Genomic DNA, 12,055 nt, shown 5'->3' on the forward strand with positions numbered 1-12,055 from the left:
CAGCTCGTCGAGGTCGGGGAGCAGGTCGGGGCAGGCCAGCAGGGTGAAGTTCATCCGGTCGACGTAGGACCAGACGGTGACGTTGAGCCCGATGCCCTCGAGGATCGGCCCGACGCTGTAGATGTCGGTCATCGGGGTGCCGTCGATGGTCACCGGCACCCGGGGCCCGGGCACGTTGGAGACCACGACGTTGACCGGCGAGGGGTGCCACCGGGCCGCCCGCAGCCAGGAGTAGAGGCGCATGACCACGGTCGCCGGGCCCGGCGGGGAGAACTCCAGCCAGGCGCGCAGCATCTCCGCCCCGAGGGTCTGCTGCACCCGCTTGGCCTCGGCGGTGGTGCGGTGCACGCGGTGCAACCGCTCGACCGGGTCGGCCTGGTCGGTGCCGAGCACGGTGAAGAAGTTGGAGACCAGGTTGCCGCGCAGCCGGGGGGCCCGGTCGGCGGGCTCGGTGGAGACCGGCACGGCGCAGGTGAGGGTACGGGCGGGCAGCGCGTCGCGCTGGAGCAGGTAGCGCCGCAGCGCCCCGCCGACCACGCACAGCACCACGTCGTTGAGGGTCACGTTGTGCGCGCTCTTCACCGCGCGCAGGTCGTCCAGCGGCAGGGACAGGGTCGAGAAGGACCGCCGCGAGGTGAGGGCGGAGTTGAAGGGCGTGGGCGGGGTGTCCAGCACCGGACGGGGCACGTCGGTGTCGTCGGGCCGCTCCCGGCGTACCAACCGGACCAGCGCGGCCACTGTGCGCGCGAGCAGCCCCGGCAGCTGCACCGCCCGGGCCACACCGTCGCGCACTCCCAACCAGGCGAGCTCGCGCGGGGCGGGGGTGTGGTCGTCGACGACCTGCGGCGAGGGCCGGGGCGCGCCCAGGGGGTTCTGGTCGGCGACGTTGCCGAGCATCGCGTTGGCGGCGACGCCGTCGGCCAGCGCGTGGTGGATCTTCACGACGACCGCCACGCGGCCGCCCTGGAGGCCCTCCACCAGGTGCAGCTCCCACAGCGGCACGTCGCGGTGGAGCGGGGTGCTGGCGATGCGGCCGATCACCTCGTGCAGCTCGTGCATCGTGCCGGGGTCGCGCAGCCGGTGGTAGAAGCAGTGCTGCCGCGGGTCGACCGGCCGGTCGGACACCCACACGGGGTGGTGCAGCGCCCAGGGGATGGGCTGCACCCGTCGGCGCAGCGCGGGCATCGCGTCGAGCCGCAGCACCAGCCAGCGGCTGAGCGCGTCCAGGTCGATGGCGCCGGCGGGCGGGTCGAGCACCGCGATCTTGAGCGTGTGCATGTGCGTCGACGGGGTCTCCATGTAGAGGAACCCCGCGTCGATGCCGGTCATCCGCTCGACCACGGTCAGGAGCCTGCCAGATCCGGGCCGGGCGCGGCGGGAAGCAGCCGTTTCATCACCTTGCCGGTCGCGTTGCGCGGCAGCTCGTCGAGCAGCACCACGTCCCGGGGCACCTTGTAGCCGGCCAGCTGGGCCTTCACGTGCGCCCTGAGCCCCTCGGCGTCGATGCCCGCCCCCGGCCGCAGGACGACGTACGCCGCCAACCGCTGCCCGAACGCCTCGTCCTCGACCCCGATCACGGCGCTCTCGTGTACCTCGGGGTGGGCGTCGAGGGTCTTCTCGACCTCCAGCGGGTACACGTTCTCCCCGCCGGAGACGATCATGTCGTCGTCGCGGCCGACCACGAAGAGCCGGCCGTCGGCGTCGAAGCGGCCCACGTCGCCGGAGACCATGTAGTCGCCGTGGAAGTCCTTGGTCGCCCCCGAGGTGTAGCCGGAGAACTGCGAGCCCGACAGCACGCAGATGCGCCCGACCTCGCCGGTGGGCACCTCGCGGAGGTCGTCGTCGAGCAGCCGCACGGTGGTGCCCCGCACGGGGCGGCCGGCGGTGTCGGGCGCGACCCGCAGGTCGGCCGGGGTCGCGGTGGAGATGAGCCCGGCCTCGGTGGCGTTGTAGCTGTTGCAGATGACGTCGCCGAAGCGGTCCATGAAGGCCAGCACGGCGTCCGGGCGCATCCGCGAGCCGCTCGCGGTCGCGAAGCGCAGGGAGCGGCAGGGGTAGCGGTCGAGCACCTCGTCGGGCAGGTCGATGATCCGCTCGAGCATCACGGGTACGACGGCGAGCCCCGTCGCCGAGTGCTCCTCGACCAGCGCGAGGGTCGCCTCGGGGTCGAAGCGTCGCCGGGTCACGACCGTGCAGGTCGTGGCGGCCGCGACGGCCAGCTGGCCGAAGCCCCACGCGTGGAACATCGGCGCGGCCACGACCACGGTCTCCTCGGCCCGCCACGGGATCCGGTCGAACATCGCGGCCAGTGCCCCGGCCCCGCCGTCGGCGCCCCGCTTGGCGCCCTTGGGGGTGCCCGTGGTGCCGGAGGTCAGCAGGATGACCGAGCCCTTCCGCGAGGGCCGGCCCGGCCGCTCGCCGGTGTGCTGGTCGACGAGGGTGTCGACGGTGGTGCGCCCGGCCAGTGCCGTCGCGTCGTCGACCCAGGCCACGACCTCGGCGACCTCGAGACCGTCGGTGGCGAGGTCCACCACGCCCTGGAACTCCTGGTCGTAGACGACCATCGCGGCCTGCTCGCGCACCAGCACGTCACGCAGCTGCGGGCCGGAGAAGGCGGTGTTGAGCAGCAGCACGTCCGAGCCCGCGCGGGTCGCCCCGGCCAGCCCGTGCACGAAGCCGCGGTGGTTGCGGGCCAGCACCGCCACGGTGCGGGGCTCGCCTCCGGTCAGCGACAGCAGCCCGACCGCGAAGGCGTCGCAGCCGGCGTCCAGCTCGGCCCACGTGAGCGCGCCGCGCTCGTCGACGAACGCCGTGCGTCGCGGGGCCCGCGCCGCGGCCAGGGCGATGCCCGTCGTGGCGGTCACCCCCCGGCGTACGACCGCGACCATGCGGACGTAGCGGTCCGGCCGCACCAGCGGGATCATCCCGGCGCGCAGCAGCACGCCGACCATCCAGACCGTCCGCCGCACCGAGGCCAGCAGCCCCCTCACTCGCGCGCCCATCAGCCGAGCACCGGGAAGCGTCGCTCGCGGGCCATCTCGTCCAGCGCGTCCTGCATCCGGCCGCGCACCAGCTCGTCGACCTCCGCGGGGTCGGGGTCGGGACCGAGCGCCTCGACGGGGTCGATGGGGTCGAGGACCCGGGTGGTGATCTTGGTGGGCAGCGGCAGGTTGGGCGGGAACGCGCCGACCAGGCCGAAGGGGAAGCCGAAGGAGATCGGGAAGTACTTGCTGCGCAGCAGCTTCTCCAGGTGCAGCGCGCGGCCGATGATCTCGCCGCGGGTGAGGAAGTACTGCGCCTCCTGGCCGCCGATGCTGACCACCGGCACGATCGGGACGCCGGCGCGCAGGGCGGTGCGGACGTAGCCGGTGCGCCCGGCGAAGTCGATGCGGTTGGCGACCCGGGTGGGGCGGAAGGTGTCGTAGTCCCCGCCGGGGAAGACCATGGTCACCGAGCCGGCGCTCAGCACGGCGTGGGCGTGCTCGCGGTCGGCGGGGAGGAACCCGCACCGCTTGAAGAACGGGTCGGCGGCCCCGGTGAAGAGCATGTCGTGCGCCAGCACGTGCAGAGGGCGCTCGACGCCGAACTCGTCGGCGAAGGCCACCGCGAGGATCGGGACGTCCATCGCCAGCAGGCCCCCGGAGTGGTTGGAGACCATGAGCGCCCCACCGTCGGGCACCTTGTCCATGCCGGTCACCGAGGAGCGGAACCAGCCCTTCATCGCCAGCTTGAGGAACGGCAGCAGCTTCGCGACGTACGCCGGGTCGCGCAGCTCCACGTCCCGCTCGCTGCCCGCGGCGCTCATGCGGCCACCCGCGTCCGGCGGGCCAGCGCGGCGCGCCAGGTGAAGGGCCGCCAGTCGGCGGGGTCCTGGGCCAGCCGGTCGTCGAGCGCGGCCAGCGCCAGCGGGTTGGAGACGAGCCCGACGTGGCTGCTGGGGACGTCGATGTCCTCGACGGGTGCCGGGTTGTCGACGGATGAGTCGGCGGAGTCGCCGACCCGGCATCCCTGCCAGTGGGCGATCCCGTCGGTGCGCGACCAGATCGCCGTGAGCGGCACGTCCAAGGGCCGGCGCAGCTCGTCGACGATGTCGCGCGCACGCTCGGACAGGCCGTGCTTGACCGCGGCCCTCTCGAACATCCGGGTGGCGCGGGTGCGCTCGCCCTCGGCCCGCCACGGCGAGCCCAGGCACACCACCTGGCGCACCTGGCCCGGGCGGCGATGGGCCGTCCAGCGGGCCAGCAGCCCGCCGAAGCTCCACCCGACCAGGGAGACGGGTGCGCCCGGCGCGGTCGCCGCGACGTCGTCGAAACGCTCGAGCAGCCCGTCGACGATCGTGTCGGTCAGCCCGACGTTGCGCCCGAGGCCCCAGCCGTGCGCGGCGTACCCCTGGCGCTGGAGGTGGCCGCGCAGCCGGGCGGTCAGCGGGTCGTCGGCCATGAACCCGGGGAGCACCAGCACCGGCCGCGGCTCGCCGTCGACGCTGCGTCGCGGGGGCAGGACCAGGTCGCTGACCAGGGAGGACGTCAGCTCGACCGGGAAGCGGAACGCCTCCGCCGCGGTGAGCAGCAGGGGAGGCGCGCCGTAGCCCGCGGCCTGCGGGTCGGCGTCGTGGGCGAAGTCGTACATCGGGTGCGTCCTCCGGTGCGGCGCTGGCTGGGACGGGCCGGAGCCCGCCCAGAACTAGAACGTGTTCTCACTTTACGGAGGAACAACGATCCTGTCGCCCAGACGTGACGCACGCCCCGCAACAGCCGGTGGTGCCGGTGGTCCCCGCGGTGGTGCACGCCGTGCGCACCACTGCGGCTCAGGGGTGGAGGTCGTGCTCGTGCGCGGCGTGACCGGCGCGCTCGAACTGGAGCGTGGAGTGCGCGACGTCGAAGTCGTCGGCCAGGGCGGCCTGGAGCTGGTCGAGCAGTGTGGCGAGGTGGCCGTCGTGGAAGCAGGAGTCGTCGACCACCAGGTGGGCGGTCAGGGTCGGCAGCCCGGTCGCCACGGAAGAGACGTGCAGGTCGTGGACCTCCCGCACGTGGTCGTGGGCCAGCAGTCGGGCGCGCACGTCGGCGAGCGCCAGGCCCCGCGGCGTGGCCTCGAGCAGGACGTGGGTGGTCTCGCGGAGCAGGTGGAGGGTGCGCGGGACGATCAGGGCCACGATGACCAGCGAGGCCACCGGGTCGGCGCGGTCCCAGCCCGTCGTGGCGACCAGGACCGCCGCCGCGATGACGGCGATCGACCCGAGGGCGTCGGCCACGACCTCGAGGTAGGCCGCGCGCATGTTGAGGTCGTGGTGCTCGCGCCCGCCCGCGGCCAGGATCGTCATGCCGACGACGTTGCCGAGCAGGCCCACGGCGCCGAACGCCAGCATCGCACTGCCGGTCACCTCCGCCGGCTCGTCGAGACGGCGCACGGCCTCGACCAGCACGAAGCCGCCGACGGCCAGCAGCAGGGTCGCCTGTGCGGCCGCGCCGAGCACCTCGGCGCGGCGCAGGCCCCAGGTGTGGGTGTCGCTCGGCGGTCGTCGGACGATCGCGGCGACGACCAGGGCCATGGACAGCCCGGCGACGTCGGTGAGCATGTGGGCGGCGTCGGCCAGCAGCGCGAGGCTGCCCGAGACGACGGCGCCCACGACCTCGACGACCAGCACCGTCACGGTGAGGGCGAGGACGACGGCCAGTCTCCGCCGGGAGTCCGGCGGCGCGTGCGAGTGGCCCTGGCCCATGGGTCCAGCCTAGGCGGGCAGGTGGGTCACCGAGGGAGACGGTCCGGGGTGGGGGGCGGGGGGAGTGCGGGTGGCTGCTCGGGGAGAGGTGCGGTGCTGGGCTCAGGCGACGCCGCCGGCGCTGCCCGGCGGGGTCATCGCGAACTGCATCGCGCGCTCGTCGAGGAGCAGGTGGACGCGCTCGACGAGCTCCTCGCGGGAGAACGGCTTGGCCAGGAAGTCGTCGGCGCCGGCGACGTAGCCGTTGCGGATGTCCTGGCGGGTGGCCAGCGCAGAGAGCATGAGCATCACCGGGCGGTCGGCGCCGGTGATGTCCTTGCAGGCGCGCAGCACCTCGAGGCCGGTCATGCCCGGCATCATGTTGTCGAGGACCACCAGGTCGTAGCCGCCGCGGGTGATCGCGCGCAGGGCCGCCACTCCGTCGCCGACGCCTTCGACCTCGTGCCCAGCACGCTGGACGACGAGCCGGAGCAGGAGGCGGAGGTCTTCGTCGTCCTCAGCGATCAGGATGCGTGCCATGGGTACATCATCGCCCGTCCAAGTCCGGCCCTGAGGTCAAAACGGTCAAGGCGGCCGTGAAAATACTGTGCAGACCGCCCCTCGGCGGCGCCGAACGGTCGTGTGGGACGACGAACGGTCATCCCGCCTCGCGCTGGGGGCCGTGGTGGGTGAGCGACCGCTCGTCGAGCAGCATCGCCACCCTATCGACCAGCTCGTCGGTCGAGAAGGGCTTGGCCAGGAAGTCGTCGGCGCCGCGCACGTAGTACGAGCGGATGTCCGCGCGGCTCGCCAGGGCGGAGATCACCAGGATCAGCGGTCGCTCGACGCGGCGCAGCAGCTGCACCGCCTCCAGGACCTCGATCCCGCTCATCCGGGGCATCAGGTTGTCCAGCAGCACGACGTCGAAGGTCTCCCGCGAGATCGCCTCCAGGGCCTCGACGCCGTCGCGTGCCTCGCTGACCTGGTGGCCGGCGCGGTGCAGCACCAGGCGCAGGAGCAGCCGGAGGTCGGCGTCGTCCTCGGCGATCAGGATGCGGGTCACCCTCCTCCCATCGGCGCCCCGGCCCGCCACTTGAGCAGGACCCGTGCGGGAGCGGCGGCGTACCGGGAGGATGTGGGCATGGACGACGCCACCGCCATCCTGCTGGGCGCCCTCGTCGGGGGCCTGGTCGCCGGCGCGGTGCGGCTGCCCCCGCTGCTCGGCTTCCTCGTCGCGGGCTTCGGGCTGCACCTGCTCGGCGTCGAGGCGGTGCCCGCGCTCGGGACGGCCGCGGACCTCGGTGTCACGGTGCTGCTCTTCGGTGTCGGCCTCAAGCTCGACGTGCGCACGCTGCTGCAGCGCGAGGTGTGGGCCACCTCGACGATCCACCTGGGCGCGTGGAGCGTCGTGACCGCCGCGGTCCTCGGGCTCGTCGGACTGGTCGGTGTCGGCCTGGCCGCGGAGGCGGACCTGCGGGCCCTGCTGCTGGTGGGGCTGGCGATGTCGTTCTCCAGCACCGTCTTCGTGGTCAAGGTGCTCGAGGAGCGCAGCGCGAGCCGGGCCCTCGGTGGCCGCACGGCGATCGGTGTGCTCGTCGTGCAGGACCTCGCGGCCGTGGTGTTCCTCGCCGTCACCGGCGGCTCCGGTCCGAGCTGGTGGGCGCTGCTCCTCGTGCTGCTGGTCCCGGGGGCCTGGCTGCTGCACCGGGTCCTGGGCGCGGTGGGGCACGACGAGCTGCTGCCGCTGCTGGGGGTGGTCCTGGCGCTCGTCCCCGGCTACGCGCTCTTCGACGCCGTGGGGCTCAAGGGCGACCTCGGGGCACTCGTGATGGGCGTCCTGCTCTCCGGGCACCGCCGGGCTCCCGAGCTGAGCAAGAGCCTGTTCACGCTCAAGGACCTGCTGCTGGTCGCGTTCTTCGTCAGCATCGGGCTGGGCGGGATGCCGACCCCGTCCGAGCTGGTGCTCGCGCTGCTGCTGGTCGCGCTGCTGCCGCTGAAGGCGCTGGCCTTCGCCGGGCTGCTGTGGCTGGCCAGGCTGCGGCGGCGTACGTCGGTCCTCACCGGGGTGACGCTGGCCAACTACTCCGAGTTCGGCCTGATCGTCGTGGTCGGGGCGCCGGCGGGTTGGCTGGGGGAGGGGTGGCTGACCGTGGTGGCGACCGCGGTCGCCGCGAGCTTCGTGGTCGGGTCGCTGCCGGGACGGCACCCGGAGTACCTCGTGCGGGCCGTGCGGCGGGTGCTGCCCGAGCGCGAGCGGGAGGACCTGCACCCCGAGGACCGGCCGCTGGACGTCGGCGACGCCCAGGCGGTGATCCTCGGGATGGGCCGGGTCGGGAGTGCTGCGTACCTGCGGCTGCGCGACGAGTACGGCCTGCGCGTGGTGGGTCTCGAGACCTCCCGGGAACGCTGTGAGCGGCTGCGGGCCGAGGGCCTGGACGTGGTGGAGGGCGACGCGACCGATCCCGAGCTCTGGCAGGCCCGGCCGCTGTGCCACGTCCCGATCGTGCTGCTCGCGATGCCCTTCCACGGCAACAACATCGACACCCTGCGCCAGCTGCGGGCGGGTGGCTTCGCGGGCACGGTGGCCGTGGTCGCGCAGTACGACGACGACCTCCGCCAGGCCGAGCGGGCCGGCGCGGCGGTGGGCTTCCAGCTCTACGACGGCGCCGGGGCCGAGCTGGCCGACCGCGCGGCGGTCGCCGCCGGTCTGGACGTCCCGGGACCGGCTGCGGACGCACGTCGAGGTCCCGATCGGCCGTCCGAGCCCTGACCTGAGCGCTGGACAGGTGCGTGTGACCTGCGTTACACAATCGTGACCGGGAAACCTTGACGCAACATCTGCGTAAGCGGTTGCATCGGGTTTACGCAAGCACTGGGTGGGGTCGACGCCGTGTCGGCCTCCAGGGAAGAGAGGGACCCGATGCGCTCACGCAAGATCCGAGTCGGTGCCGTGGCCGCCATGGCCGTGACCGGTCTCGTGCTGGCCGGTTGTGCCAGCGACGACGACACCAACGAGCCTCAGTCCGCCGGCGGCACCTGGCCGGGCGAGGGCATGTCCGAGTGCGAGGGCCTCGAGCAGCTCGCCGAGTTCGGTGACCTCACCGGCACCACGGTCGGGGTCTACACCTCGATCCTGCCGCCCGAGCAGGAGGCGCACGAGGCGTCCTACGAGCTGTTCACCACCTGCACCGGCGCCGAGGTCGACTACGACGGCTCCGACCAGTTCGAGACCCAGCTCGTCGTGCGCGTCAAGGCCGGCAACGCCCCTGACATCGCCTACATCCCGCAGCCCGGCCTGCTGCAGACCGTCGTCGCCTCCGGCGAGGTCGAGGCCGCCCCGACGCCCACCGCCGACAACGTCGACGAGTTCTTCGGTGAGGACTGGAAGGGCTACGGCACCGTCGACGGCACCTTCTACGCCGCCCCGCTCGGCGCCTCGGTGAAGTCCTTCGTGTGGTACTCCCCGTCGATGTTCTCCGACAACGGCTGGGAGGTCCCCGAGACCTGGGACGACATGATCGCCCTGTCCGACGAGATCGCCGACTCCGGCATGAAGCCGTGGTGCGTGGGCATCGAGTCCGGCGAGGCCACCGGCTGGGTCGCCACCGACTGGCTCGAGGACGCCGTCCTGCGTGACGCCGGCGCCGACACCTACGACCAGTGGGTCAACCACGAGATCGCCTTCGACGACCCGGCCATCGTCGAGTCGCTGGACCGCGTCGGCGAGATCATGAAGAACCCCGACTACGTCAACGGCGGCTTCGGCGACGTCAACTCCATCGCCACCACCGCCTTCCAGGACGGCGGCCTGCCGATCCTCGACGGCAAGTGCGCGCTGCACCGCCAGGCGTCGTTCTACGCCGCCCAGTGGCCCGAGGGCACGAACGTCAACGAGGACGGCGACGTCTTCGCGTTCTACCTCCCGCCGACCAACGAGGAGAACGGCAAGCCCGTCCTCGGCGGTGGCGAGTTCGTCGCGGCGTTCTCGAACGAGCCGCAGGTCCAAGCCTTCCAGACCTACCTGTCGACCGACGTGTGGGCCAACGAGAAGGCCCAGGCCACCCCGGGCGGCGGCTGGGTCAGCGCCAACACGGGGCTGGACATCGCCAATCTCACCAGCCCGATCGACCAGCTGTCGGCCGAGACCTTCCAGGACCCCGAGGCCGTCTTCCGCTTCGACGGCTCCGACCAGATGCCCAGCGCCATCGGCGCCGGCGCCTTCTGGAAGGAGATGACCGCCTGGGTGACCGGCGACAGCTCCGAGCAGGCGCTCGGCAACATCGAGAGCGCCTGGCAGTGACCCGATGACGGTGGGTGGCCGACCCAGGTCGGCCACCCACCGTCGTACCTCCTGTGCCCGCACGCCCCGCCGACCCGCCATGGGAGTGACGCGTTGAGTACCCCCGAGAAGCTCCTCCAGATGGTCATCGCCGTCGCGCTGTTCTACGGCGTGGTGGCCCTGATCCTGCTCGCCACCCAACGACTGCGCTCCCGCTCCGGTGAGCGCGTCCAGACCGCCGCGTTCCTCGCGCCCTCGCTCCTGCTGATCGGCGTCGGGCTGCTCTACCCGGCCGGCGTCACCGTCTACGACTCGCTCTTCGGCGGGACCAACATCTTCGCCCAGGAGTTCGTGGGGCTGGACAACTACCAGCGCCTGTTCACCGACAGCAACCAGCTCGAGGTGCTGCGCAACACGCTCTTCTGGGTCGTGCTGACGCCGCTGCTCTCGACCGGCATCGGGCTGCTCTACGCCGTCCTGGTCGACCGCGCCTCGTTCGAGAAGTTCGCCAAGGCGCTGCTGTTCCTGCCGATGGCCATCTCGATGGTGGGCGCCTCGATCATCTGGAAGTTCGTCTACGACTACAAGTCGGGCGACAGCACCCAGATCGGCCTGCTCAACCAGTTCCTCACCTGGCTCGGGCTCGACACCTACAACTTCCTGCTCAACGAGCCGTGGAACACCTTCTTCCTCATCGTGATCCTGGTGTGGATCCAGGCCGGTTTCGCGATGACGCTGCTCTCGGCCTCGATCAAGGCCATCCCCGAGGACATCGTCGAGGCGGCCCGCCTCGACGGCGTGAGCGGCTGGAAGATGTTTCGCCACATCACGGTCCCGAGCATCCGGCCCACGCTGATCGTCGTGCTGACCACGATCACCATCGCCACGCTGAAGGTCTTCGACATCGTGCAGACCGCCACCGGCGGCAACTTCGGCACCAGCGTCCTGGCCTACGAGTTCTACCGGCAGAGCTTCGTGGCCAACAACAACGGCCTCGCCGCCGCGATCGCCGTGGTGATCTTCGTGCTGGTCATGCCGATCGTCATCTACAACGTCCGACAGATGCGCAAGCTGGAGGCCCGATGACCACCACGACCCCCACCGCGCCGCCGCAGCCGACCCCGGCCGGCAACCCCAAGAGCGCGAGCTCTGCTGCCGCCGGAGCGCTCAGCAACCGCTGGGCCTCGGCCGTCGCGCTGGTCATCGCCCTGCTGTGGACCGTGCCGACCGCTGGTCTGCTGATCAGCTCCTTCCGTCCCGAGGGGGAGGTGAAGTCCAACGGCTGGTGGAACGTCTTCACCGACCCCTCCTTCACCCTCGACAACTACCGCGACGTGCTCTCGGGCGGGTCCAGCGGCCTGATGACCAACCTGGTCAACTCGATCGTCATCTCGGTGCCGGCCGTGCTGATCCCGATCAGCCTGGCGACGATGGCCGCCTACGCCTTCGCGTGGATGGACTTCAAGGGCCGCGACACGCTCTTCGTGGCGGTCTTCGCGCTGCAGATCGTGCCGATCCAGGTGACCCTGGTCCCGCTGCTCACGCTGTACGTCGACCCGCCGTTCAACCTGATCCCGCTGGCCGGGACCGATGCCCCCGGCGGCGGCTTCTACACGATCTGGCTCTCGCACAGCATCTTCGCGCTGCCGCTGGCCATCTTCCTGCTGCACAACTTCATGCGCGAGATCCCCGGTGAGCTCATCGAGTCCGCGCGCGTGGACGGTGCCGGGCACGTGCAGATCTTCACCCGGGTGATGCTGCCGCTGATGATGCCGGCGATCGCCGCCTTCGGGATCTTCCAGTTCCTCTGGGTCTGGAACGACCTGCTCGTGGCGCTGGTCTTCAGCTCCCCGCAGGCAGCGCCGATGACGGTGAAGCTGGTGAGCCTGGTCGGTGAGCGCGGTCAGGACTGGCAGCTGCTGGCCTCGGGCGCCTTCGTCTCGCTGATCATCCCGTTGATCGTCTTCCTGGCCCTGCAGCGCTACTTCGTGCGCGGCCTGCTCGCGGGCAGTGTCAAGGGATGAGCTGACCCCGGGCCCTGCCGCCAGCGCAGTCGTTCCGGGCCCGGGCCGCGACCC

At 71.9% G+C, this 12,055-nt stretch carries 11 protein-coding genes; 4 read left to right on the forward strand and 7 right to left on the reverse strand.

What is annotated here, in order from left to right; translation table 11 throughout:
* The 7 genes from A6R01_RS14185 to A6R01_RS14215 all read right to left on the reverse strand — a co-directional run.
* Positions 1-1,341: wax ester/triacylglycerol synthase family O-acyltransferase (locus A6R01_RS14185; protein WP_292607039.1), on the reverse strand; the 1,341-nt coding region annotated here is incomplete at its 3' end.
* Positions 1,342-1,343: 2 nt separating this feature from the next.
* Positions 1,344-2,990: an AMP-binding protein gene (locus A6R01_RS14190; RefSeq protein WP_292607041.1), complete on the reverse strand. Its 1,647-nt coding sequence runs from the start codon at positions 2,988-2,990 to the stop codon at positions 1,344-1,346.
* An 11-nt stretch (positions 2,991-3,001) separates the two neighbouring features.
* On the reverse strand, positions 3,002-3,805 hold the full coding sequence (locus tag A6R01_RS14195) for a 1-acyl-sn-glycerol-3-phosphate acyltransferase (RefSeq protein WP_292607044.1): 804 nt from the start codon (positions 3,803-3,805) through the stop codon (positions 3,002-3,004).
* Positions 3,802-4,629, reverse strand: coding sequence for an alpha/beta hydrolase (locus tag A6R01_RS14200; RefSeq protein WP_292607047.1), 828 nt, complete (start codon positions 4,627-4,629; stop codon positions 3,802-3,804). Before A6R01_RS14200 ends, A6R01_RS14195 begins: the two co-directional genes overlap by 4 nt.
* A gap of 178 nt (positions 4,630-4,807) precedes the next feature.
* Positions 4,808-5,719 carry a cation diffusion facilitator family transporter gene (locus A6R01_RS14205; RefSeq protein WP_292607049.1) on the reverse strand — a complete coding sequence of 304 codons (912 nt, stop codon included), beginning with the start codon at positions 5,717-5,719 and terminating at the stop codon, positions 4,808-4,810.
* Between the two features lie 102 nt (positions 5,720-5,821).
* Positions 5,822-6,238, reverse strand: coding sequence for a response regulator (locus A6R01_RS14210; protein WP_292607052.1), 417 nt, complete (start codon positions 6,236-6,238; stop codon positions 5,822-5,824).
* Between the two features lie 118 nt (positions 6,239-6,356).
* Positions 6,357-6,761 carry a response regulator transcription factor gene (locus A6R01_RS14215; RefSeq protein ID WP_292607054.1) on the reverse strand — a complete coding sequence of 135 codons (405 nt, stop codon included), beginning with the start codon at positions 6,759-6,761 and terminating at the stop codon, positions 6,357-6,359.
* Positions 6,762-6,839: 78 nt separating this feature from the next.
* Here A6R01_RS14215 and A6R01_RS14220 point away from each other — a divergent pair, with 78 nt between their 5' ends.
* From A6R01_RS14220 to A6R01_RS14235, 4 genes are all read left to right on the forward strand, one after another.
* Positions 6,840-8,468: a cation:proton antiporter family protein gene (locus tag A6R01_RS14220; RefSeq protein WP_292607057.1), complete on the forward strand. Its 1,629-nt coding sequence runs from the start codon at positions 6,840-6,842 to the stop codon at positions 8,466-8,468.
* A gap of 150 nt (positions 8,469-8,618) precedes the next feature.
* A complete protein-coding gene (locus A6R01_RS14225; protein ID WP_292607060.1) occupies positions 8,619-9,998 on the forward strand; it encodes an ABC transporter substrate-binding protein in 1,380 nt (459 codons plus the stop codon).
* A 93-nt stretch (positions 9,999-10,091) separates the two neighbouring features.
* Positions 10,092-11,063 (forward strand): carbohydrate ABC transporter permease, encoded by a 972-nt coding sequence (locus tag A6R01_RS14230; protein ID WP_292607063.1) that lies wholly within the window; start codon positions 10,092-10,094, stop codon positions 11,061-11,063.
* Positions 11,060-12,001: a carbohydrate ABC transporter permease gene (locus tag A6R01_RS14235; RefSeq protein WP_292607066.1), complete on the forward strand. Its 942-nt coding sequence runs from the start codon at positions 11,060-11,062 to the stop codon at positions 11,999-12,001. Before A6R01_RS14230 ends, A6R01_RS14235 begins: the two co-directional genes overlap by 4 nt.
* Positions 12,002-12,055 lie beyond the last annotated feature (54 nt).

Origin of the sequence: Nocardioides sp. REDSEA-S30_B4 (genome assembly GCF_001627265.1) — a bacterium.
Taxonomy (GTDB): Bacteria; Actinomycetota; Actinomycetes; order Propionibacteriales; family Nocardioidaceae; genus Nocardioides.

Coding starts and splice junctions, on each gene's coding strand:
- A6R01_RS14225 (WP_292607060.1), top strand. CDS start 8,619: ATGCGCTCACGCAAGATCCGAGTCGGTGCCGTGGCCGCCATGGCCGTG.
- A6R01_RS14220 (WP_292607057.1), top strand. CDS start 6,840: ATGGACGACGCCACCGCCATCCTGCTGGGCGCCCTCGTCGGGGGCCTG.
- A6R01_RS14205 (WP_292607049.1), bottom strand. CDS start 5,719: ATGGGCCAGGGCCACTCGCACGCGCCGCCGGACTCCCGGCGGAGACTG.
- A6R01_RS14210 (WP_292607052.1), bottom strand. CDS start 6,238: ATGGCACGCATCCTGATCGCTGAGGACGACGAAGACCTCCGCCTCCTG.
- A6R01_RS14235 (WP_292607066.1), top strand. CDS start 11,060: ATGACCACCACGACCCCCACCGCGCCGCCGCAGCCGACCCCGGCCGGC.
- A6R01_RS14195 (WP_292607044.1), bottom strand. CDS start 3,805: ATGAGCGCCGCGGGCAGCGAGCGGGACGTGGAGCTGCGCGACCCGGCG.
- A6R01_RS14200 (WP_292607047.1), bottom strand. CDS start 4,629: ATGTACGACTTCGCCCACGACGCCGACCCGCAGGCCGCGGGCTACGGC.